This is a genomic window from Alcanivorax sp. 24 (genome assembly GCF_004360225.1).
Classification (GTDB): Bacteria; Pseudomonadota; Gammaproteobacteria; order Pseudomonadales; family Alcanivoracaceae; genus Alloalcanivorax; species Alloalcanivorax xiamenensis.
Genome location: NZ_SNUA01000013.1, coordinates 104,547 through 126,591, shown reverse-complemented (window position 1 = coordinate 126,591; position 22,045 = coordinate 104,547). Strand labels below are relative to the sequence as shown.

Below are 22,045 nucleotides of genomic sequence, written 5' to 3'. Positions count from 1 at the left end.
CGCGCTGCAATGCTGGCAGGCTTGGTACCAACAACGGCTCGCTTGCCATACCAGTGACGATTTAACGGAACTCTTTCGTCTGATCGGCCAGCAGCGTGTGGGGAATCGACCAGGACGTATTGAACCCAGAGCAGTCAAGCGACGACCGAAGCCGCTTCCGCTGTTAACCCGTCCCCGGCATGAGGCGCAGGCTTGGATACGTCAGCATGGGCATCCACCGAAGCAACGCCCATGGAATAAAACGGCCTCGGGCGGAAAGAAGGCGAGCGTTAAGTAAGTACCATTCGGGTCAGGTCTCGCGTTTTGCCTTCTTAATACAAACACCCAGATGGGCAAAAAGCAAAATCCGCCCACACTCATGACTCACCAAGCGCCTAAGGATCTCCAAAAAAACGTCGTACTTAGGTTGTATGACATGCATTACAACAGTAATAACAACCATTAATTCTATAATTCGGCCATCTTGTTTTAGCTAGAGCTACGGCCCCATGACAACTTGCATGCTCGCCTAAGTCGATCTGATTGTGAGCCTCCGGCATATAGCTGCAACCCGCAGTGACGTTATGAACCTCATGATCATCGCTCTGAGGTTGAGCATTCTGATTTATTATGAATCTAGGCATGACTCTGCACTCTTTTTATTTGATGTTATTTCCCCAAACGCGCCGTTCCGGGACGCACGTTCAATAAATAAACGTGACACACATCACAAGTCAAGGTTCGTTGGGGCCGTGTTGTGTCTGTGTCGCGGGAGGACAAAAGGGGACAGATTGGGTTCGGTATGAGGTGAGGCAGCGTTTGAAAGGGGGGGGCAATGAAGGAAAAGAATTCGCGGGCGAGCCCGCTCCCACAGGGGGAGGGGCTCTATTGCGAGGTTATTCGCTCCAGGTCAGGTCGAGTTCCCGGGCGGCTTTGACATCATCCAGGCGGCGCACCGGTTGGGTGAACGGCGCTTCCTTGACCATGTCCGGGTCGGTTTTGGCTTCGTGGAGGATGGCTTCCATGGCGGCGATGAAGTCGTCCATGGCTTCCTTGCTTTCGGTTTCGGTGGGCTCGATGAGCAGACACTCCGGCACCAGCAGGGGGAAGTAGGTGGTGGGGGCGTGCTGGTTGTAGTCGAGCAGGCGCTTGGCCACGTCCATGGCGGTGACGTTGAGTTCCTTGGCTTCCTTGGCCAGGGTGAGGATGAACTCGTGGCTGGCGCGGCGTTCCGGGTAGGCGGCGGTGTAGCCGACGTGCTGGAGACGCTTGAGCAGGTAGTTGGCGGCGAGGGTGGAGTATTCGCCGACGCGGATCATGCCTTCGCGGCCGAGGACCATGGCGTAGAAGTAGGCACGCAGGAGGACGCCGGCGTTGCCCATGAAGGCGCTCAGGTGGCCGATGCTGGTGGGCAGGGTGTCGGTGTCGATCCAGCTGTATTCGCCAGAGTCTTCGTCCAGGCCCGCCATGGGGGTGGGCAGGTACGGCAGCAGGCGTTGGGAGACGCCCACCGGGCCGGCGCCCGGGCCGCCGCCGCCGTGGGGGGTGGCGAAGGTTTTGTGCAGGTTCATGTGGATGACGTCGAAGCCCATGTCGCCGGGGCGCACTTTGCCGAGGATGGCGTTGAGGTTGGCGCCGTCGTAGTAGAGCAGGCCGCCGGCGTCGTGGACGGTTTTGGCGATGGCTTCGATTTGCCGTTCGAACACGCCGCAGGTGGACGGGTTGGTCATCATCAGGCCGGCGGTTTGCGGGCCGCAGGCTTGTTTCAGGGCTTCCAGGTCGACGTCGCCGTCCTTGCCGACGGGCACTTCGCGGACTTTGTAGCCGCACATGACGGCGGTGGCCGGGTTGGTGCCGTGGGCGGCTTCCGGGATCAGGATCTCGGTGCGGCCGTCGTCGTTACGAGCGTCGTGGTAGGCGCGGATCATGGCGACGCCGGCGAATTCACCCTGGGCGCCGGCCATGGGGGCGAGGGAAACGCCTTTCATGCCGGTGACTTCCTTGAGGAAGTTCTGCAGGTCGTACAGGCAGGCCAGATAGCCCTGGCTGTGGCTGGCCGGGGCCAGCGGGTGGCGGGCCAGGAAGCCGGGCAGCATGGCGGCACGGTTGGCGCCGCGCGGGTTGTACTTCATGGTGCAGGAGCCCAGCGGGTAGAACTGCTTGTCGATGGCGAAGTTCTTGCTGGAGAGGTTGGTGTAGTGGCGCACCACGTCCAGTTCGCTGACTTCCGGCAGGCCGGGTTTCTGTTTGCGGCGCAGGCTGGCGGGGATCGCCGAGAGTTGGCCCTCACTCACTGGCCTGGGCGCTTGGGCGTTGGCGCTACGACCAGGGCGGGAATGTTGGAAGATCAATTTGGTTTCGTTGCTCATGCCAGCACCTCTTTCATAGCGGCCACGAACAGATCGAGGTCGCCCTCGGTGTGTACTTCGGTGGCGTTCACCAAGATCGCGTTCTTCATGCCGTAATCCTTGGCCAGGCCGAGGCCGCCGAGGATGTCTTTTTCCGCGAGACGGGCGAGCACGGTGTCCGCGTCCTGGGGCAGGAACAGCACCACTTCGTGGAAGGTAGGCGCGGTGAAGGCGCGCTCGACGCCATCGATGGCGGTGAGTTTGTCCGCCAGTTTCTGGGTGTTGGCATGGCAGTGGCCGGCGACGCTGGCCAGGCCGTCCGGGCCGATCAGGGACATATAGATGGTGGCGGCGGTCATCGCCAGGCCCTGGTTGGTGCAGATGTTACTGGTGGCCTTGGAGCGGCGGATGTGCTGCTCACGGGCTTGCAGAGTGAGGGTGAAACCCTGCTTGCCTTCCAGGTCCACGGTGCGGCCGATGATACGGCCGGGCATTTGCCGCACGTGCTTCTGTTTGCAGGCCATGAAGCCGAAGTAAGGGCCGCCGGAGCTGAGCGGGATGCCCAGAGGTTGGCCTTCGCCGACGACGATGTCGGCGCCTTCAGAGCCCCACTCGCCGGGAGGCGTGAGCAGAGCCAGAGAGGTCGGGTTGACCACGGCGATCACCAGCATGCCGTTGGCGTGGGCCCAGTTGGTGAGGGCGTCCACGTCTTCCAGGCTACCGAAGTAGTTGGGCTGGCTGATCACCAGGGCGGCGTAGTCCTCGCCCTCGTATTTGCTCAGGCTGTCCGTCAGGGTCTGGCCGGCCTGACCGCAGAACGGCACGGTGTCCAGGGCCACGTCCTGGTTACGGACAATGGCGTCGCAGGCGCTGCGGTAGCGCGGGTTCAGGGCTTCCGGCACCAGCACCCGGTTGCTCTTGGATTTGCGGTTGGCGCGCAGGGCCATGAGCACCGCTTCGGCGAGGCCGGAGGCGCCGTCGTAGACCGAGGCGTTGGCCACGTCCATGCCGGTGAGCCGGGCGATCAGGGTCTGGTATTCGTAGATCACCTGCAGGGTGCCCTGGCTGGCTTCCGCCTGGTACGGGGTGTAGGCGGTGTAGAATTCCCCACGGGTGGCGATTTCCCATACCGCCGCCGGGATGTGGTGCTGGTAGGCACCGCCGCCGAGGAAACTCAGGGCGTAGCGGTCCTGTTCGGCGCGCTCGGCCATCAGCCGGGTCACTTCCATCTCGCCACGGCCTTCGGGCAGGGCGTCAAGGCTGCTGCCGGCTTTCAGGTGAGCGGGAATTTCATCGAACAGGTCCTCGATGCGTTCGGCGCCGATGGCGTCGAGCATGGCGGAGACATCGTCCGGGGTATGGGGGATGTAGGGCATGGTTGGCGTTACCGGGTGGGTGTTGGCGGGGGTTGAACATGTGTGGGAGCCGGCTTGCCCGCGAATAATCGCCGGCAAGCCAGCTCCCACAGACCAGGGTTACTCGCTGTCGAGCTGTTCCTGGTATTGGTCGGCGGTGAGCATTTCCTTGAGCTCGCCGGGGTCGGCCATTTTGATCTTGAACAGCCAGCCGTTGCCGAAGGCTTCCTGGTTGACCAGCTCGGGCTCGTCTTCCAGGGCGTCGTTGATGGCCACGACTTCACCGGATACCGGGGCGTAAATGTCGGAGGCGGCTTTCACCGATTCCACCACGCCGGCTTCTTCCCCGGTGGCCAGCACCTGGCCCACTTCCGGCAGTTCCACATAGACCAGATCGCCCATGGCGTCCTGGGCGTGGTCGGTGATGCCCACCACGGCCACGTCGTCTTCCACGCGTACCCATTCGTGGCTGGTGCGATAGCGCAACTCGGCAGGAATCTCGCTCATTGTATGTCTCCTGTTAAAAAACGCTTACACGCAACACGCTTCACGCCGGCACGCCAACAAGGGCGATGCTGCAAACGTGAGGCGTGACAACGCGGCTATAGCGGTTTGTACACCGTTTTGCCGTTGCGCACGAACGGCGGCCGTACCACCTGCGCGGGCAGGTGCTTCTTGCGAATCTCCACCTGCACCTGGCCTTTGGTGCCGGCGGGCACCCGGGCCAGGGCAATGGATTTGCCCAGGGTCGGCGAGAAAGTACCGCTGGTGATTTCACCCTCGAACTCCGCTCCTTCGCCGTCCCCGGTGATGACTTTCTGGTGGGCGCGCAGCACACCCTTGCCTTCCAGCACCAGACCCACCAGCCGGTGGTGGCCTTTTTCCTTCTGGCGCTCCAGCGCGTCCCGGCCGATGAAATCACGGCCTTCGTTGAACTTCACGGTCCAGCCCATGGCGGCTTCCAGCGGCGAGACGGTGCCGTCCATGTCGTTGCCGTAGAGGTTCATGCCCGCTTCCAGACGCAGGGTGTCCCGGGCGCCGAGGCCGGCCGGACGCACGCCGGCGTCCGCCAGTTGTTTCCACAGCGCCACCGCGTGATGGCCGGGCAGGATGATTTCCACGCCATCCTCGCCAGTATAGCCGGTGCCGGCAATCGTCCAGTCCCCGCAATCGGCGAAGGCGAACGCGGGCAGGTTTTCCACCGCGTCATGGCGCTCGCCGTCCAGCAGGGCGGCCAGTTGGGCGCGGGCCCGCGGGCCCTGGACGGCGATCATGGCCAGTTCCGGGCGCTCGCGGATGTCCACGGCGAAGCCGCCGGCCTGCTGCTCCATCCATTCCAAGTCGGTGTCGCGGGTGGCGCAATTTACCACCAGCCGGTAATCCTTGTCGCCCTTGTAGACGATCAAATCGTCGATCACGCCGCCGCCTTCGTTGAGCATGCCGGAGTACAGGGCGCGGCCGGTCTCGATGCTGTCGACGTCGTTGGCGAGCAGGCGGCGCAGGTAATCACGGGCGCCGGTGCCGGAGACGTCCACCACGGTCATGTGGGAGACGTCGAACATGCCGGCGTCCTGGCGCACGGCGTGGTGCTCCTCAATCTGGGAGCCGTAGTGGATGGGCATGTCCCAGCCGCCGAAATCCACCATTTTGCCGCCGGCGGCGACGTGTTCGTCATAAAGCGGTGTGCGATGACCCATGTTGAAGCCACTCAGTAAGGGAAAGTGAAGGATAACGAACCTGGCCGGGAACGCCTAGGACGGCAGCGCCCGGGGGTGGTTGTTTTTTGAGCTATCGAGAGCTTTCCGGTGGCTGGGAGTAACGGCCATTCGCGGGCAAGCCCGCTCCCACAGCGGCTTCGGACAGACAGGAGTCTCGAATGGATGGCTCGGGGGCATAAAAAAGCCGGCCCCGAGGGGCCGGCGGAGGGTGCACAGAAGTAATGCACAAAGGAAGGGTTATTGCTTGATGGGTTCGCTGAGGTAGTTCAGGAAGGTGTCGCCCTCTGGGATAGTCAGAAAGATTTGGTCTTCCACATCGATATTAATGATTCCCAGAACCGAAACTCTGCCATCGAGCTGCACGTCCAGATCCAGAGAATTTTGGCTGATCTGCTCGATTTGGAGTCTTCCGTCGTCCAGGAAAGTCACATCTCCCTCCAGCTTCAACTCTAACGCCTTACTGTGCAGGTTATGCCCAAGTTTATGGGTGCCCAGTATTTCCACGATGGGTTGTAATTGCGGCGCATCCAGATACAAGCTGAGGTCAGTGACAAAACGAGGGTTACTTTCACCCGGCACAATCCAGCCTTTGACGCGACCGTAATCCGGGGCCACACAGCCCTCACTCGTAGCAGCATCGCAGGTGTAGCGGATGCGCATTAATTGGGGGCCAGTAGGGACCGGAGGCACGTTGGTCAAATCTCCCAACCCTTCGGTTTCCACTTCCACAGTGGTACCAGAAGTAATCAGCATGGTGGGATTGATGTAAACCAATACACCACCATTTGTACGCACCTCCTCCGGAATCGGATCTTTCTCACCCTCTTCCTCATCGCCCACGGGCTGAGGTGGCGGATAAGTTTCATTCACTTCCGGCCCCGACATATAACCCACGATTTCCACATCCAGATTGCCCGACAAATAAAGGAATTGATTGTCCGGACACACCTCTCCAACCGCGCACCCTACGTTGGCGCTCTCAATCATTTCCCCTTCCGCGGAGGGATCGTCTGGCACAAGATTCGCGCTGTTACGCAACGCCTCTCCACTCTGTGAAGGCGGAACCTCACCTGGACTATTGTCGCCACCTTTGTCCCAAACAAAGTTCGCGTTCACATCCGAAGTCGGCAGGTTGCGCAGCGGCTGCAGGGTCGCGGTGGTGTTGGGCGCGCCACGGAAGAAGATTTCCAGGCTTGGGCCGCCGTCGGTGGCCGCCGGGGCGTCGTCCGCGCTTTGCGCCAGCAATTGGGTTTGCAGCGGCAGGCCACGAACGTCACAAATTCCGTTCGTCGCGCAACTGGCGGCGTCCACGCTGCCTTCCTGGGAGGGCAGCGTATATCGATACAGCACGCCCTCTTCCCAGGGCTGGTCGGGTTCGAAAACGATCTTGCGGCCCATGTAGGTCAGCTTACCCGTGACTTCGTCCAAGGCATTGCCGGCATCATCCACGCTTTCCACAACGAAATGGTCGCGAATGGACTGTTCATTCATTTCCTGGGAGAAGGTCACCGCGATGGGGCGGTTGGCGGCCAAGGGCAATACCGGCAGGTGGTCGTCTTCGGGTTTATCCTTTCCACCGCTGCCGTCCTGGCCACCCGCACAACGGCCCGCATCGTTGGCAGCCAGATTGCGGTCAACGGTAACGCAGGGGAAGCCCGGGTAGGCGGTGAGCACCACCGGAGACTGTTGCTCGCCCTCAACGTATTCCGGCAGCCGGAAATCCAGGGTTTGCGGCTGCGCCGGGTTGCCCGCCACGTCAGTGAGACGATCGTCGAACAGCACTTGGTAATCGGTGTTGTGCCGCAGCGGTATTTTCGGACGGATCACGATGGAGGAGCCGTCCACCACGTAATCGAATTCCACCGGCGTATTCGCACCGATCAATTGCAAGCTCACGTCTTTCTCAACGGATTGTGGATCCAGCGGATGATCAAACGTCAGGATCACCGGGTCGCCGGGGCGGTGTTTATCGACGTGATCGCCGGGGACCCAGGAGCTCAGTACCGGTCCGTCCACATCCGGCGCCGGTTCGCGCGGGATGGTCTGGTCGGAGTAGGACTCCATGTGGAAGCTGAGCACGCCGTAGGCGTTTTCCACACCCAGCACGCGCGGCTCCACCACGCCGATGGCATCGACCACCAGGCGGTCGCCCTCGACGATGGCGGTGCCCACCAGTTCCACTTGCATCAGGTCCTGGTTGAAGGCGCCGTTGGCGCGGGAGTCGGCGGTATCGAACGCCACGTCCATGGTCAGCACCAGGCGCCGGGGCGCATTGGGGTCCGTGCTGTAAGGGGCGTTCATCAAGTACCCATTGGCATCCGAAAGGATGGTCACGGTGACGTCACCGGAATCGAAACCGGCCGGCACCTGGCCGCCGATCAGCACGTCCAAAGGCTCACCGTTCAGCAGCGAGCCACGCGGCAGGCGCAGTGGTGTGGTATCGGGGAAGTTGGGGGCGAACGCCAGTTCGGCGAAAACATCGCCGGAGAGCATGGAGACGGTGGTGTCACCCAGCAGGTTCGACTTCACCGGCACGCAGTTGATGCTCTCATTGTTGAGCGGCGATCGGGTGGTGCCGTCCGCCAGACAGCCGGCCGCGGGATCGCCCGCCTGAGCGGCTTCCTGCACCATCACCGAGCGGGGCTTGGTGTCCAGCGGGGTGAAGCTGCGATTGATGGCGGTCAGCGATTCACCGAACAGACTTTTCACGTCGCTGGTCACTTCCAGGGTGACTTTCTCACCGGCTTTCAGGGCGTCCACCGGGTTGCCGTCGGCGTCCTCGCTGTCGGCGGGGTCCACGGTCAGGAAGCGGCCACTGGTCAACACCGTGGCCGGTATCAGTTCGCCACCCTGGGTCAGACGCACGGTCTCCCCGTACTTCACCGTGGTGGGGTCGATGGGCTGGGACAGGGTCAGTTGCACCGAGGAGAAATCCAGGAACGGCAGATCGTCACCATTGGGGATGATGCGTTCCATCTGGAAAGCCGCCGCGCTACTGCGCTCTTCCTTTGCCCCTTCCAAAGCCGGTCGGGTGATGAAGACCAGTTGGCCGCCGGGCAGCAGGGCCTTATCGCCCTCCTCGCCGATCCCGTTCAGGGTCAGGGTGTATTCGCTGTTCACCGCCAGCGGCACGGCCGGCGTCAGCACCACGCTCTTGTCGCCGTTGACCTGTTCCAGCGTCAGCTCGACGGCGCCATCCGGGCCCCGCAGGGAGAACTGGTCCGCGTTCAATTGCGGCACGGCGTCGGAAAACGCCAGTACCAGCGGCGCGTTCGGGGACACACCGGTCTGGGCGTTATAGGGGTAGCTGTAATACAGCGTGATCTGTTCCCAGGGACTGAAGTCCACGGACTGACTGCTGCCGCCACCGCCGCCACAGGCGCTCAATAACGCGGCGCCGCACAGCGCCAATACGATACGCATGTTCATGGGAGGCCTCCGTTAGAACTTCAGGGTTACCGAACCGGCGAAGACGTGAACGTCGCCTTCCGCTTCCACCCGCTCGTAGGATTGCGGGTAACTGGGCGAATTGGTGGCGTACAAGTCGAAGTCCCGCGGCCGCAGCTTCTGATACTGGTAGGCCAAGTCGAAGCGCACCGGGAAGGCAAAGAAGTGGGGATCATCGAATTGAGCGGTGAGCCCGAGACCGACGATCAGCTTGTCCGCATCCAGGTAGTTCACGTCCAGCGAGGCGTCGGAGTCCAGCGGCGATTTGCTGTAGGCCACCCCACCGGTGACGGTGTAGTTCGGCGATAGCTTGAACTCGGCGCCGACGCGCGGAATCACGATGTCCTTGAATTCGAGCACACCAATACCGTCTTCCACGGCCTGATCCTTGATGGTGTCGCCTTCGAATTCCTCTTCCAGGTCGGACCAGCGCTGCAGCTCCACGCCAACGGCGACGCGGAAGCGCTCCTTACCGTAAAGCATGCCCAGAGCGAAGATATCCGGCTGATAGGAATCCAGAGTAGTCACCGCCAGGGACAGGCCGGGTTCGCCGATGGTGCCGGGAATCACCGTGTTGGCATCAACGGTGGTCTTGGTATTGGAGTAGCCGCGATAGGACAACGCGGTTTCCAGGCCGTTGTACCAGCACTCGCCATCGGGGCAGAAGCTCTCCCCCCAGTCCATGTTCATGCTGAGAATCGGGCGGATCGAGGGTTTGGCGGAAACGTTCAGGGATTCATAGCTGGTCTCGCCACCCAGGGTGGTGGTGGCGCGCAGTTCCGCATCGGAATGCAGGGTCAACCGGGCGGAGGCGCCGGCGTCCAGGCCACGCCAGATCTGCGTGGCGCCACCGAGTACCAGGAACAACGGCTAGCGGCCATATTCGAAGTACTGCCCCTCGTTGGAGGTGGCGGACTCGAACGCCATCATCTCCTCGCCGTATTTCTCCACACCCAGCATCACACCCATGTAGATCGGATGTTTGAAACGGGTCATGGAACTCAGATCGGTTTTCATCCCCACCAGAACGTGCTGAGACGGGGAGTCCTGCAACACGTCGCCGTTGCGGATTGGCGGCGCGGCGCCACCCAGGCTGTTGGCGCGCAGCTCATGCTCCGCGTGCAGCAAGCCGAAGGTCAATTCACCACGGGGGTCCTTGGCGAGGTAAGCCGGGTTGTAGTAGACGGCGGAAACCTGGGTATTGAACAGGGAAAGCCCTTGAGCGGAAGCGATGTCGGACGGCAGCACGCCATAGGTCGTTCCGATGTTGCCCATGCTCGCCATGGCCTGACCACCGAGCATGCCCATGGAAGCCACCAGGGCAGCTCCCTGAAGCACCTTGTTCTTTTTCATGGGTACATCTCCATACAGCCGTTCGGGAAACGGCAAGACGCTTGTTATTCGAGGTAAAGGGATACCTGGAGGGGGTAACAATCTGCCAAGTATCGTCTACAGGATAACGAGAGGGAGACGCTCTGAGCGACCTTTAGTTTTCATTTGTTAACTGATCCTTGAATTTACTACTTTGGATCCGGTCATATAGGGCCATATGGTTATTTATAATTAGAAAAAGTGGCAAAATTTCGGAAATTTTCGGGAAAAGTGATGCGATTGCTACTCATTATTTTTATATGAAAACTCAAATAGTTATCATTTGTTCACTGAAGTGATCCCGATTTTAGTTATACATTTTGCGCAAATCCGTTACCGGAAGTTACATAAGGGTTACTGGCAGTACGGGAAGAGGCGCCATGGTATCTGCAACGCGGACGCATCCCCGGCACTAGCATATTCGCTTGCAAGCAAGCCTCCCACAGCGGCTTCGTAGCAAAACTGTGGGAGCCAGCTTGCTGGCGAATTACCAGCCCCCAGCGTAGGCACATTCGCTTGCAGGCAAGCTTCCCACAGCGGCTCCGTAGCAAAAACTGTGGGAGCCAGCTTGCTGGCGAATTACCGGCCTCCGGCATTGCCATATTCGCTTGCAAGCAAGCTCTCACAGCGGCTTCGTAGCAAAACTGTGGGAGCCAGCTTGCTGGCGAATTACCGGCCCCCAGCGTAGGCACATTCGCTTGCAAGCAAGCTCTCACAGCGGCTCCGTAGCAGAAACTGTGGGAGCCAACTTGTTGGCGAATTACCGGCCCCCAGCGTAGGCACATTCGCTTCCAAGCAAGCTCTCACAGCGGCTCCGTAGCAGAAATTGTGGGAGCCAACTTGTTGGCGAATTACCGGCCCCCAGCGTAGGCGCATTCGCTTCCAGGCAAGCTCTCACACCGGCTCCGTAGCGAAAACTGTGGGAGCTAGCTTGCTGGCGAATTACCAGCCCCCAGCGTAGGCACATTCGCTTCCAGGCAAGCTCTCACAGCGGCTTCGTAGCAAAACTGTGGGACCCAGCTTGCTGGCGAATTACCGGCCTTCGGCATTGGCACATTCGCTTGCAAGCAAGCTCCCTGCAGCGGCTTCATGGCAATTCGTGGATTGCTGCCCAGGGCTCTCGCCCTCAGAAATGACGCAGGCGGCGGACCAGCAGGTAGACGGGTAGCAAACCCACCGCCACCAGGGCGAGGGATGGCAGAGCGGCACGTTGCCACTCCCCTTCCGCGGTGAGTTCATAGATGCGCACGGCCAGGGTGTCCCAGCCAAAGGGACGCAGCAACAGCGTGGCCGGCATTTCCTTCATGATATCGATGCCCACCAGCAACAACGCCGTGACCAGCCCCGGCGCCACCATCGGCAATAGCACCCGCCTCGCCGCTTCCAGCGGCGGAGCGCCGAGCGTGCGGGCCGCCTCCAGCAGAGCCGGACGAACCCGCTCCAAGGCGCTTTCCACCGGGCCGAAAGCCACCGCCATGAAACGGATCACATAGGCCAGGAACAGCGCCCCGAGACTGCCCACCAACAGTTGCTTCCAGCCAAACCAGTGCCCCAATTGGCGGTCGATGGCGGCGAAGCCGATGACGATCCCCACCGCCAGCACCGAACCGGGCAACGCATATCCCATCGTCGCCGTGCGTACCAACACGCGCATCAACCGGTGCGGCCGCAGACGCTGCAGCCAGGCCAGCACCGACGCCAGCCCCACCACCAGCACACCGGCACTGATACCCAATGTCAGAGTGCGCAGCGCCATGGACACGAATCGCGCGTCCAGGCCGCGAGCCACTTCGTCCAGGGCCCAGTACAGCAAGCGTCCCGCCGGCAACAGGAAGGCCAGCGTCACCACCAGCCCGGCGTAGCCGGTCATCAGCCAGGCCCACCGTGAGCGCGCCGCCGCCATCGGGCGGCCACCGCGCTCTCCGTAGCGGGCGCGCCCCCGGCCACGCCGTTCCAGCCATAGCGCCAACAAGACGAACAGCAACAACAACGAGGCCAGTTGCGCGGCGGCGGCCAGTTTGAACAGGCCATACCAGCTCTTATAGATGGCGGTGGTAAAGGTGTCGAAATTGAAGACGGAAACGGCGCCGAAGTCCGCCAGCGTTTCCATCAACGCCAGCGCCAGACCCGCGGCGATGGCCGGGCGCGCCATCGGCAACGCCACCTGGGCGAACGCCGCCCAGGGGCCGCGGCCAAGCAGCCGGGCCTGTTCCATCACGGCCCGGCCCTGGGTCAGGAACGCCAGCCGCGCCAGCATGTAGACATAGGGGTAGAACACCAGGGACAGGGTGACGATCACCCAGAACGGATGGCGCGCGCTGAAGCCGGAAAACCCCGGCCACCACTGACGCAACGCCGATTGCACCGGACCGGAATAGTCCAGCCCCTGCACCACGACGAAGGCCAGCACATAGGCCGGCATGGCCAGCGGTAACAGCAGAGCCCAGTCCAGCACGCGGCGGCCGGGAAAATCCTGGGTGGCCACCAGCCAGGCCAGACTGACGCCCAGCAGCAGCACCCCGAGACCCACGCCGATCACCAGCAAAGCGGTATGCCCCAGCAAACGCCAGAGCACGGTATCCACCAGATGGCGCCAAGTTTCCGACTCGTCGCCGCGCCAGGCGGACAACAGCACGGAAACCGGTAACAGCACCGCCAGGGCCAGGACCCCGGCGATGATCAGATAGCGATCGACCCGGCGATCAGCGGTAACCCGCACGGTCCATCAGCTTCACGGCTTCCACCTGACGGCTGCCCGCCACGCTGACGTTGAGGTCGTCGGCTTTGAAGTCTCCCCAGGCCTTGACCTGCTCCGCCGGTTCGACGCCGGAGCTGGCCGGGTACTCCAGGTTGCCGTCGGCGAGCAGCTTCTGGGCTTCCGGCTTGCTCATCCACTCCAGCAACGCCACGGCGGCTTCCCGGTTGGGCGCGTTCTTGGTGACACCGCCACCGGAAATGTTCACATGGGTGCCGCTGCTGTCCTGGTTGGCCCAGAACAACTTCAGAGGCAGTTGGGGATTGTCGCGTTGCAGACGGCCGAAGTAGTAGGTGTTGACGATGCCGACGTCGCACTGGCCGGCGACTATGGCTTCCATCACCGCGTTGTCGTTGGCGAACACATCGGTGGCCAGATTATCGACCCAGCCGCGCACCACGCGCTCCGCTTCTTCTTCGCCGAGCCGCTCGATCATGGTGGCGACCAGGGATTGGTTGTAGACCTTCTTGGAAGTGCGCAGACACAAACGGCCTTTCCATTGTTCATCGGCCAGCGCTTCATAGCTGGACAGTTCCGACGGTTGCACCCGCTCGGTGGAGTAGACAATGGTGCGGGCGCGTTGAGTCAGACCGAACCAGCGGCCCTGCTCGTCACGCAGATGCTCCGGCACATTGCCTTCCAGCACGGTGGACTCCACCGGTTGCAGCAGATCCTCCTGGGTGGCCTGCCACAGGTTGCCGGCATCCACGGTGACCAGCAGATCCGCCGGGGACTGCTCGCCTTCGGCTTTGAGGCGGGCGGCCAGGGCACCGGCGTTGTCGGTGATATAACGAATGGAAACACCGGTTTGCTCGGTGTAAGCGTCGAAGACCGGCTTGATCAGCTCGTCATTACGGGAGGTGTAAACCACCACCTCGTCTTTAGGCTCGGGTTGCTCGGAACAGGCGGCGACAAGAAGGGCGAGCGCAGGCAGGGCCAAACGGCGCAGGACAGTCATGGGGCATGGCTCCATAAACGAAAATGATTCGCGATTATCAAGGCTCCATTATCGATTGGCAAGGACGTGCCAATTGCGGCAGGTCCCCGGCCCGGCCCAGGGCATGCTCAATGAACAGACGCCGCGCCGGCGGCAGCTTGTCCACCAGGCCAAGGCCGGTATTTCGCAGCCAGCGCAGTGGCGGCTCCCGCCGTTCGAACAGCATCTTGAAACCGCGCATGGCCTGCTGCATCAGCAGGTTGTCGGCACGCCGGCGACGCTCGTAACGGGCCAGCGCGACGGGATCAGCCAGGGGCAATCCGGCCTGACGAACCCGGGCCAATTCTTCCGCCAGCACCCCCACATCCAGGAAGCCCAGATTGATGCCCTGCCCGGCCAGCGGATGGATCACATGGGCGGCGTCGCCGACCAGCGCCAGACCTGGCGCCCGGTAGCTGCTGGCATGCCGCTCCTGGATCGGAAACACGCGCCGCGCGCTCACCGGCCGGGCCAGACCGAGCACTTCGGCGGTGGCCCGGTTCAGGGCACCGGCGAAGGCGTCATCGTCTTCCGCCAGGCGCTCTTCGATAAATCCAGGCCAGCCGGACCAGACAATGGAGCAGTGCCTGCCGTCACGGCTTTCCGGCGCGTCGGACGGCACATTGAACAGCGGCAGCAGAGCCAGAGGGCCGGACTCCAGGAACACTTGCCGGGCGCAGCCGCCATGGGGCCGTTCGGTCTCGATGGTAGCCACCAGCGCATGGTGACCGGTATCGCGGGGACCACCGGGAATGCCCGCCGCCTCGCGTACCAGCGAACGGGCGCCGTCGGCGCCCACCACCAGGCCGGCGCTGTAGTCACCATCGCCGGCCCTCACCCGCCACCCCTCCGGGGTGCGCCGGACGGCGGCGACTTTGGCGCCACATCGCCAGTCCAGGCCCGGCCGATCGGCACCGGCCCGGTACAGGGCGGCGACGATATGATCGTTTTCCAGCAACCAGCCCAGCGCTTCCGCGCCGGCCTCGGTCACGTCGAAATTCACTTCGCCGGTGCCATCGTGATCCCACACCTGCATGTGCCGATAAGGCTGCACCCGTTGCGGGTTCAGGTATTGCCAGGCGCCGGCGTGGTTGAGCAACCAGTAACTGGCCTCGTTCAAGGTCGAAACACGCAGGCCCGGCTCGCCTTCCGGCCAGACCGGCTCGGCGGCGCCGTCCAGCACCCGCACCGCCAGCCCCTGATCGGCCAGCAACAGCGCCAGCAGCCCCCCGGCCATGCCGCCGCCAACGATCAGAACATCACTGTGATGAGAGGAGGTCTCTGTCATTGCAATCCCATGGCGCGACGAGCGAAATCCCGGCGCGGGCCGGGCAACAGATCCAGGGCCAGCAGGCCCAGTTGACGACTGTGGGCGAACAGCGGCTGGCGCACCCGGAACCATTCCGGCAATTGGCGCGAAGCCTGGGTGACCCAGGCCTGATCGGCACGCCGCGCTTGCTGCCACCGCGACAAGCACGCCAGTTCGCCCGGATGCGCGGTACCGCCCACCGCTTCCGCCAGCGCCGCCAGATCGCGCACACTCAGATTGAAACCCTGGCCCGCCACCGGGTGCAGGGTATGGGCGGCATTGCCCACCACCGCTCCGAACGGCACCGCCTGGGCACAGGCTTCAGTGAGCACCAGCGAATAACGGTGACGCTCGCCGATGGCGGTGAGCGCCGGCGGCGCCGCCCCCATGCGTTGATGCAAGGCGTCCAGGGCCTGCGTGTCGTCCATCGCCATCCAGGCGTCCACTTGATCACGGGGGCCGGTCCACACCAGCGCCATGCGCTGATCCGGCAACGGCAGCAGCGCCATGGGCCCGTCATCGAGAAAGCGCTCAAAGGCCCGCCCCTGGTGTGGCTCCGCCACCGCCACATTGGCGATCAGCGCATCATGGCCAATGTCCTGCTGGCGGGCGCTGATGCCGAGCCAGTCCCGGGTTTGCGAGTTGGCGCCATCAGCGGCGATCAGCAAGGGCGTGTGACGCTCGCCGCCGTCGTTGAACTTGGCGATATAGCCGTCGGACACCCGGCGGGCGGCGCGCACACCGTCCGGCGCCCGTACTTCGATGGCGTCATCCCGGTACAGCGCGTTCACCAGCAAATAGCCCAGCCAGCGGTTCTCCACCACCGCGCCCAGGCGCGGCAGGCGATGTTCTTCGGCGAGCATGCGGGTCAGACCGAGGCGCCCCTGGCGGGACACGTGCACCTCGTTGATGGAGGCCGCCCGTTCCAGTAACGGCGCCAGCAGCCCCAGTTGTTCCAGCACCTTCAGGCTGCCGGCGGACAGCGCGGTACTGCGGGCATCGAAGCTGGGCGTTTCCGGCGGCGCCTCGGCGGGCAAAGGGTGGCTTTCCACCAGCGTCACCGAAGGGCAGCCGCGATGGCGCAGCAACAACGCCAGCAAGGCGCCGGCCATGCCACCACCAACGATCAGTGGCCCGTTCGGATTCATGCCCGCGCCTCTCGCATCAGCGCTTCGATATCATCGATCGCCTTGGGCACATCACGGGTCAGGACCTCGCAGCCGTCAGCGGTCACCAGCACGTCATCCTCGATGCGGATGCCGATGCCACACCAACGCGGCTCCACCGTGTCGTCATCCGGCGCCACATACAGTCCCGGTTCCACCGTAAGCACCATACCCGGCTCCAGCTGCCGCCAGGCACCGCCGACGCGGTAATCACCGACGTCGTGCACATCAAGGCCGAGCCAGTGGCCGGTCCGGTGCATATAGAAGCGGCGATAGGCTTCGGTTTCCACCAGTTCCGCCGGATCCCCATGCAGCAACCCCAGCGCCACCAGCCCTTCGGTGAGCACGCGCACGGCTTCCTCGTGGGGGTAATTCCAGTGATGGTCCGGATGGGTGGCGTCAATCGCCGCCAACTGGGCCTTCAGCACCACTTCATAAAGTGCCCGCTGCTCGGCGGAGAAGGTGCCGCTCACCGGGAAGGTACGAGTAATGTCCGAGGCATAGCAGTCCAGCTCACAGCCGGCGTCCACCAATACCAGCTCGCCGTCCTTGAGTTGGTCGCTGTTTTCCACGTAATGAAGGATGCAGCCGTTGGCGCCACCGCCGACGATGCTGGGGTAGGCCGGGCTGCGGGCGCCGTGGCGCATGAATTCGTGCAGGTACTCGGCTTCCAGCTGGTACTCGTACATACCGGGCCGCACCGACTGCATGGCACGCACATGGGCGCCGGCGGAAATGGCAGCGGCGCGGCGCATCACCGCCTGCTCTTCCTTGCTCTTGAACAGACGCATGTCGTGCAGCAGGTGGGACAGCGCGACGAACTCCCCGGGCGGCTGCGCGCCGGTGCGCACGCGCTCACGGATGGCGTTGACCCAGCTCATCAGTTGCCGGTCGAAATCGTCATCCCGACCGATGTCGTAATAGACCCGGTTACGGCCTTCGATCAGACCGGGCAGGATGTCGTCGATGTCGTTGATCGGAAAGGCGTCGTCGGCATGGTGGTTCGCCACCGCCCCTTCCGGGCCGGCGCGATAGCCGTTCCAGATTTCCATGGCGCGATCACGCTCACGGCAGAACAGGACGAACTCGCCATGCTCGCGTCCCGGCAACAGCACCATCACCGCTTCCGGTTCCGGGAAACCACTCAGATACCAGAAGTCGCTGTCCTGGCGATAGGGATGCTCCACATCCCGGTTGCGGGTGCGCTCCGGCGCCGCCGGCAGAATGGCAATGCTGTTGGGTTCCATCTGCTCCATCAGCTCGCGCCGGCGGCGCTGGAATTCCTGCGCGGAAATAGACATGAACGCGGCCTCCTCATGAACCTTTAAAAACGTCAGTCACTGGCGGTGTCGCCGCCGGGTATCAATGCTGCCGGGGCGGGGTTTCCGGTTTCGGCTCGGGCTGCCCTTTGCGTTCCGCCTTCATCACCAGTTCGGTGTAGATCATCAGCGCGGCCATGCGGCAATGCTCCGCCACCTGTTCGAACATATCCTCGCTTTCCGGATCATCGTCCTCCGGCGTCGCCACCTGGCTGATCGCCGCCAGATCGGACAGCGCTTCCTGTATGCCCATGGACAAGGCGCTGTCGCTGGTGCCGGCGGCACCGGTGCCGAAACCCACCAGGAAGCCTTCGCTCCATTGTCCCAGGGCCGCCACCCGCAGGCCCAGGTCTTCTTCATCTTCCGGCAGCAACAGGGTGAGGTCGAGCCCGGTATCGGCGAAGGCGGACAGTGCCTGGTCACGGCAGGTCAGCAACACAGCGGCGACGTCATTATCAAAGCCGGAAGGCAACTCCACATGGGCGGCGAGCACGCCCAGCAGTTCATCGTCGCGGCGACCGTGGCCGGTGGCCAGCAGTCCGCAGATCACCCCCTGCACTTCACTGGGGGAGTGAGCGACACCGGCGCCGGCGAAGGCCCGCGCGCAGCTTTCGAAATCGTAGGTGTCAGACATGGGGTTCTTCACGTTACGGTTTATGAACAGGCGCTAAGTCTTGAATTCCATTGACCCTTTCCAGGGCCCTACCTATAGTACAAAAAGCCGTCATTCCCGGCGGCGGCCCCTCCACTTCCCTACTGTACGTGCAGCAAGCGACAGTGGCACGGGGGCTTAACCTTAGGCGAACAGCGACCGATTTGCCATGACGACGGAACAACAACTGCGGCAACTGGAAGCCCACGTGGACTCCCTGCTGCGTCAGTCCAACCGTTTGCGCGAAGAGAATCGCCTGCTGCGCGAGCGGGAACACCGTCTTCTCGATGAACGGGCCCAGCTCATCCGTAAAAACGACTTGGCCCGCTCCCGGGTGGAGGCGATCATAACGCGCCTGCAATCCCTGGAGCAGGAGGACTCATGAACGATAGCAGTTCGCTGGTGATTCACTTGCTGGGCAAGGAATACCGCGTGGCCTGCCCGGTTGGCGAGCAGGACAATCTGCTGCGCGCCGCCCGCTATCTCGACACTCAAATGCGTGAAGTGAAGCAGGCCAATGTGATTGGTCTGGAACGCATCGCCATCATGGCGGCCTTGAATATCAGCCACGAGTTGCTGGAAGCCCGCTCCAAGGCCTCTTCCGATGAGACCGGCAGTGCCCGTATGCAGGCGCTGATCGATCGGCTGGAGGGAGAGCTGCGTGCGCTCGAGGAGCTCGCCCCCCAGAACCGCTTTTCTGTCAAGCCCTGACCGGCTGCCCCCGCCCTGATATACTACGCTCAAGTGTCCCCTGGTCCGTTCGCCAGCCGGGTTATGTCCCTGAGCCGATGTTGTACCAAAAGGGAACCAATATTGGCCGGCCTGTGCGCATGTCCGCCACCGAGCGGAAAGCCTGATGGTCCGGTCCGCGGTTCCCGCCTTGAACCTGACGGTTCAAGGGCCACACCCGCAGCGGCGGCCCGGGGGGCACGCTTTATTACAGTGGACAGTTGATAGTTGACAGTGGACAGCTGGGTGCTTGTAAGAAAGCGCTGTGCTATTCGGGTCGTTCTCCCTTCTTAAAATCCTCCTTCGCATGAATCAACCCAAGTTAACCGATCGCAAGCAGTTGCGCCGTGAGTTACGGGCGCGGCGGCGGGCTTTGGGTGCGGGTGAGCGGCGTCTGGCGGAGAGGCGGTTCGCGCGTAATTTGCGGCGGGAACTGGGACCGCGGCGGGCTCGCCATGTGGCGGTCTATCATGCCGCCGACGGCGAATTGTCGCCGCTACCGGGGCTGGCTCAGCGCCGCTTTCAGGGCACCCGTCTGTATCTGCCGGTGCTGGACCCGGTTTACCGCGGCCGTCTGCGTTTTCATCTCTGGCGCCGGGAGAAAAGACTGCGCGCCAATCGTTTTGGCATCGGAGAGCCACGATGCGCGGAGCGAGCACGGGCGGACTGGGCGCTGGATGTTCTGTTGATTCCACTGGTGGGATTCGATGATCGAGGCCATCGCCTGGGCATGGGCGGCGGCTTTTACGATCGGACTTTGGCGAATTTCGCGCGACGACCACGCCGCCCCCGGCTGGTGGGCGTCGCTTTTGAGTGTCAACGGCTGTCCAGGGTGCCGGAAGCCCCCTGGGATCAGCCGCTGGACCTTATTATAACGGATTCTCGCAACTGATTAGCGTGACTGATCGGCCTTGATACTGACGCCGGCGGACTGGGCATAGCGCTCCAGATCCGGCTGATTGCCACCGTGGGTGAGGGTGCTCACCAAAACGCCGGTGGCAAAAATGATCGCCAGGACAACCAGTGCATCTGGTCTTTTCTTCATTGTGTCTTCAATCCCCAAGAAAAAGTCATCACTCTCAAAAGGCTGTCCATGCCGAAGCATGGAATACTAATGCAAATTTTATGTAACAAAACGAGAACTGGATCGAAAAATGATCACTTGCCTCTTAAAAGTCAAGCGGTTACATCAACATGCTCACCTTTCTTAACAAAAGTACCGCTCAACTTTCACCTGGCGTGATCCGTGGTTTACGAGGTGTGTGATCGCTCACGTCCTAGTTCAAAAACAGCCGGTACGCTGGATTGTCACTCTCTTCCACCATCGGATAGGGGACTTTCTTGAGGTCCTTGCGCAGGTTGCCCCTTTCTCCGAAGGGCACCTGGAAGCCCACCAGCACCCGTCCATAGGCGGCGCCGTGGTTTCTATAGTGGAACAGGCTGATATTCCACTTGTGGCCCAGCGACATGAGGAACTTCAGCAGCGCCCCGGGGCGCTCGGGAAATTCCACCCGGAACAGCATTTCGTCCAGGTCCTGGCGCGAGGTGTGCCCACCCACCATATGGCGAATGTGCAGCTTGGCCATCTCGTTGCCAGTCATGTCCACCACCGGATAACCGGCAGCCCGCAGCTCTTCCAGTAACGGAGCAAGATCCGCGCCACCAGAGCTGGTCTGAATACCGACAAAAATATTCGCTTCGTGTTCCCCGGCGTACCGATAATTGAACTCGGTGATGGCGCGGCGCCCCACCACCTGCAGAAAATTACGGTAGGCGCCCGGCTTCTCGGGGATGGTTACCGCCAGAATCGCCTCGCGCTGCTCGCCCAGTTCCGCCCGCTCGGAAATATGCCGCAGACGATCAAAATTGACATTGGCACCACTCTGGATCGCCACCAGCGTCTTGTTCTCCGACTTGGTGCGCGCCACCCATTTTTTCAGGCCGGCCAGGGCCAGAGCTCCGGCGGGCTCGCAGACGGTGCGGGTGTCCTCGAAGGTGTCCTTGATGGCCGCGCAGATCTCGTCGGTGGTGGCGGTGATCACCTCATCCACCGTGTCCTTCAGCACCCGGAAGGTTTCCTTGCCGATCTGCTTCACCGCCACGCCATCGGCGAACAACCCCACTTCAGGCAGCGTTACCCGGCGTTTACGCTCCAGGGCGGCTTTCAGGCAAGCGGCGTCTTCCGGCTCCACGGCAATGATCTTCACATCCGGGCGCACGTACTTAACGTAGGCGGCGACCCCCGCGGCCAGTCCACCGCCACCCACCGGGATGAAGACGGCATCCAGATCGCGGCTTTGCTGGCGCAGGATCTCCATGCCCACGGTGCCCTGCCCGGCGATCACGTCAGGATCATCGTAGGGGTGGACGAACGTCAGGCCTTCCTTTTCTTCCAGCTTGCGGGCATGGGCCAGCGCCTCATCGAAGCTGTCGCCCACCAGCACCGCCTTGCCGCCAAGCTGACGTACGGATTTAACCTTGATATCCGGCGTGGTGCGCGGCATCACGATCACCGAGCGCACATTCATGGAGGTGGCCGCCAGCGCCAACCCCTGAGCGTGGTTGCCGGCGGATGCGCAGATCACGCCGCGTTCGCGCTGGGCCTCGGAAAGCTGGGCCACTTTGTTGTAGGCGCCGCGCAGCTTGAAGGAGAACACCGGCTGCAGATCCTCGCGCTTGAGCAGCACCCGGTTGCCAATTCGCCGGGAAATCAGCGGCGCGGCGTGGATGGGGGTCTCATGGGCCACGTCATAGACGCGGGATTGCAGGATCCGTTTGACGTACTTTTCAAGCATGGGGGTTCCGAAAATCAGCGCGAGACCGCCGGACCGGCGGAAAGCAGCTAGTTTACGGTTTGAGCAGGGAAGTCGTCCACCGGCAAAGAGGTTCGCGGCCTTGCGCCGCGAACCTTCTCGTCTTCA

Annotated in this window: 16 protein-coding genes, 1 other RNA gene and 2 pseudogenes; 5 read left to right on the top strand and 14 right to left on the bottom strand. The window is 62.5% G+C overall.

The features are described 5' to 3' along the window. A pseudogene (locus E0L37_RS16640) lies at positions 1-277 on the top strand (IS4 family transposase); the annotation flags it as partial. Positions 278-875: 598 nt separating this feature from the next. On the opposite strand, the gene gcvPB reads toward E0L37_RS16640, so the two are convergent. The 12 genes and pseudogenes from gcvPB to E0L37_RS16575 form a co-directional block, all read right to left on the bottom strand. Further along, a complete protein-coding gene (gene gcvPB, locus E0L37_RS16630) occupies positions 876-2,348 on the bottom strand; it encodes an aminomethyl-transferring glycine dehydrogenase subunit GcvPB (protein ID WP_133492818.1) in 1,473 nt (490 codons plus the stop codon). Then, positions 2,345-3,703: an aminomethyl-transferring glycine dehydrogenase subunit GcvPA gene (gene gcvPA / locus E0L37_RS16625; protein ID WP_133492817.1), complete on the bottom strand. Its 1,359-nt coding sequence runs from the start codon at positions 3,701-3,703 to the stop codon at positions 2,345-2,347. Before gcvPA ends, gcvPB begins: the two co-directional genes overlap by 4 nt. 99 nt (positions 3,704-3,802) lie before the next feature. After that, complete coding sequence (gene gcvH / locus E0L37_RS16620; RefSeq protein ID WP_133492816.1) at positions 3,803-4,189, bottom strand: glycine cleavage system protein GcvH; 387 nt, start codon at positions 4,187-4,189, stop codon at positions 3,803-3,805. Between the two features lie 95 nt (positions 4,190-4,284). Continuing rightward, positions 4,285-5,379: a glycine cleavage system aminomethyltransferase GcvT gene (gene gcvT, locus E0L37_RS16615; protein ID WP_133492815.1), complete on the bottom strand. Its 1,095-nt coding sequence runs from the start codon at positions 5,377-5,379 to the stop codon at positions 4,285-4,287. A 258-nt stretch (positions 5,380-5,637) separates the two neighbouring features. Continuing rightward, positions 5,638-8,829, bottom strand: coding sequence for an Ig-like domain-containing protein (locus tag E0L37_RS16610; RefSeq protein WP_240687491.1), 3,192 nt, complete (start codon positions 8,827-8,829; stop codon positions 5,638-5,640). Between the two features lie 12 nt (positions 8,830-8,841). Then, a pseudogene (locus E0L37_RS16605) lies at positions 8,842-10,155 on the bottom strand (OmpP1/FadL family transporter). Between the two features lie 1,189 nt (positions 10,156-11,344). After that, complete coding sequence (locus E0L37_RS16600) at positions 11,345-12,937, bottom strand: iron ABC transporter permease (protein WP_133492814.1); 1,593 nt, start codon at positions 12,935-12,937, stop codon at positions 11,345-11,347. Then, the gene (locus E0L37_RS16595) at positions 12,921-13,931 is read right to left on the bottom strand and encodes a Fe(3+) ABC transporter substrate-binding protein (protein WP_133492813.1); all 1,011 of its coding nucleotides are present in this window, start codon (positions 13,929-13,931) and stop codon (positions 12,921-12,923) included. The genes E0L37_RS16600 and E0L37_RS16595 overlap by 17 nt, the downstream gene beginning before the upstream one ends. A 37-nt stretch (positions 13,932-13,968) precedes the next feature. After that, positions 13,969-15,237, bottom strand: coding sequence for an FAD-dependent monooxygenase (locus E0L37_RS16590; protein ID WP_133492812.1), 1,269 nt, complete (start codon positions 15,235-15,237; stop codon positions 13,969-13,971). Continuing rightward, complete coding sequence (locus E0L37_RS16585) at positions 15,234-16,406, bottom strand: FAD-dependent monooxygenase (protein ID WP_133492811.1); 1,173 nt, start codon at positions 16,404-16,406, stop codon at positions 15,234-15,236. The genes E0L37_RS16590 and E0L37_RS16585 overlap by 4 nt, the downstream gene beginning before the upstream one ends. Beyond that, entirely contained in the window at positions 16,403-17,725 is a 1,323-nt protein-coding gene (gene pepP / locus E0L37_RS16580) for a Xaa-Pro aminopeptidase (protein WP_133492810.1), read from the bottom strand. The genes E0L37_RS16585 and pepP overlap by 4 nt, the downstream gene beginning before the upstream one ends. A 61-nt stretch (positions 17,726-17,786) precedes the next feature. Further along, a complete protein-coding gene (locus E0L37_RS16575) occupies positions 17,787-18,377 on the bottom strand; it encodes a UPF0149 family protein (protein ID WP_133492809.1) in 591 nt (196 codons plus the stop codon). Between the two features lie 187 nt (positions 18,378-18,564). Here E0L37_RS16575 and E0L37_RS16570 point away from each other — a divergent pair, with 187 nt between their 5' ends. The 4 genes from E0L37_RS16570 (at position 18,565) to E0L37_RS16555 (ending at position 20,016) form a co-directional block, all read left to right on the top strand. Then, on the top strand, positions 18,565-18,780 hold the full coding sequence (locus E0L37_RS16570; RefSeq protein WP_133492808.1) for a TIGR02449 family protein: 216 nt from the start codon (positions 18,565-18,567) through the stop codon (positions 18,778-18,780). After that, entirely contained in the window at positions 18,777-19,106 is a 330-nt protein-coding gene (locus E0L37_RS16565) for a cell division protein ZapA (RefSeq protein ID WP_133492807.1), read from the top strand. The genes E0L37_RS16570 and E0L37_RS16565 overlap by 4 nt, the downstream gene beginning before the upstream one ends. 34 nt (positions 19,107-19,140) lie before the next feature. Then, positions 19,141-19,326: non-coding RNA, 6S RNA (gene ssrS / locus E0L37_RS16560), on the top strand. A 105-nt stretch (positions 19,327-19,431) separates the two neighbouring features. Continuing rightward, entirely contained in the window at positions 19,432-20,016 is a 585-nt protein-coding gene (locus E0L37_RS16555; RefSeq protein WP_133492806.1) for a 5-formyltetrahydrofolate cyclo-ligase, read from the top strand. Here the strand turns inward: E0L37_RS16555 and E0L37_RS21555 are convergent, their stop codons facing one another. Next, the gene (locus E0L37_RS21555) at positions 20,017-20,169 is read right to left on the bottom strand and encodes a hypothetical protein (protein ID WP_022997042.1); all 153 of its coding nucleotides are present in this window, start codon (positions 20,167-20,169) and stop codon (positions 20,017-20,019) included. A gap of 232 nt (positions 20,170-20,401) precedes the next feature. Further along, positions 20,402-21,919, bottom strand: a complete 1,518-nt coding sequence (gene ilvA, locus E0L37_RS16550; protein ID WP_133492805.1) for a threonine ammonia-lyase, biosynthetic — start codon at positions 21,917-21,919, stop codon at positions 20,402-20,404. Positions 21,920-22,045: the final 126 nt, after the last annotated feature.

Coding starts and splice junctions, on each gene's coding strand:
- gcvPB (WP_133492818.1), bottom strand. CDS start 2,348: ATGAGCAACGAAACCAAATTGATCTTCCAACATTCCCGCCCTGGTCGT.
- gcvPA (WP_133492817.1), bottom strand. CDS start 3,703: ATGCCCTACATCCCCCATACCCCGGACGATGTCTCCGCCATGCTCGAC.
- gcvH (WP_133492816.1), bottom strand. CDS start 4,189: ATGAGCGAGATTCCTGCCGAGTTGCGCTATCGCACCAGCCACGAATGG.
- gcvT (WP_133492815.1), bottom strand. CDS start 5,379: ATGGGTCATCGCACACCGCTTTATGACGAACACGTCGCCGCCGGCGGC.
- E0L37_RS16610 (WP_240687491.1), bottom strand. CDS start 8,829: ATGAACATGCGTATCGTATTGGCGCTGTGCGGCGCCGCGTTATTGAGC.
- E0L37_RS16595 (WP_133492813.1), bottom strand. CDS start 13,931: ATGACTGTCCTGCGCCGTTTGGCCCTGCCTGCGCTCGCCCTTCTTGTC.
- E0L37_RS16590 (WP_133492812.1), bottom strand. CDS start 15,237: ATGACAGAGACCTCCTCTCATCACAGTGATGTTCTGATCGTTGGCGGC.
- E0L37_RS16585 (WP_133492811.1), bottom strand. CDS start 16,406: ATGAATCCGAACGGGCCACTGATCGTTGGTGGTGGCATGGCCGGCGCC.
- pepP (WP_133492810.1), bottom strand. CDS start 17,725: ATGTCTATTTCCGCGCAGGAATTCCAGCGCCGCCGGCGCGAGCTGATG.
- E0L37_RS16575 (WP_133492809.1), bottom strand. CDS start 18,377: ATGTCTGACACCTACGATTTCGAAAGCTGCGCGCGGGCCTTCGCCGGC.
- E0L37_RS16570 (WP_133492808.1), top strand. CDS start 18,565: ATGACGACGGAACAACAACTGCGGCAACTGGAAGCCCACGTGGACTCC.
- E0L37_RS16565 (WP_133492807.1), top strand. CDS start 18,777: ATGAACGATAGCAGTTCGCTGGTGATTCACTTGCTGGGCAAGGAATAC.
- E0L37_RS16555 (WP_133492806.1), top strand. CDS start 19,432: ATGAATCAACCCAAGTTAACCGATCGCAAGCAGTTGCGCCGTGAGTTA.
- E0L37_RS21555 (WP_022997042.1), bottom strand. CDS start 20,169: ATGAAGAAAAGACCAGATGCACTGGTTGTCCTGGCGATCATTTTTGCC.
- ilvA (WP_133492805.1), bottom strand. CDS start 21,919: ATGCTTGAAAAGTACGTCAAACGGATCCTGCAATCCCGCGTCTATGAC.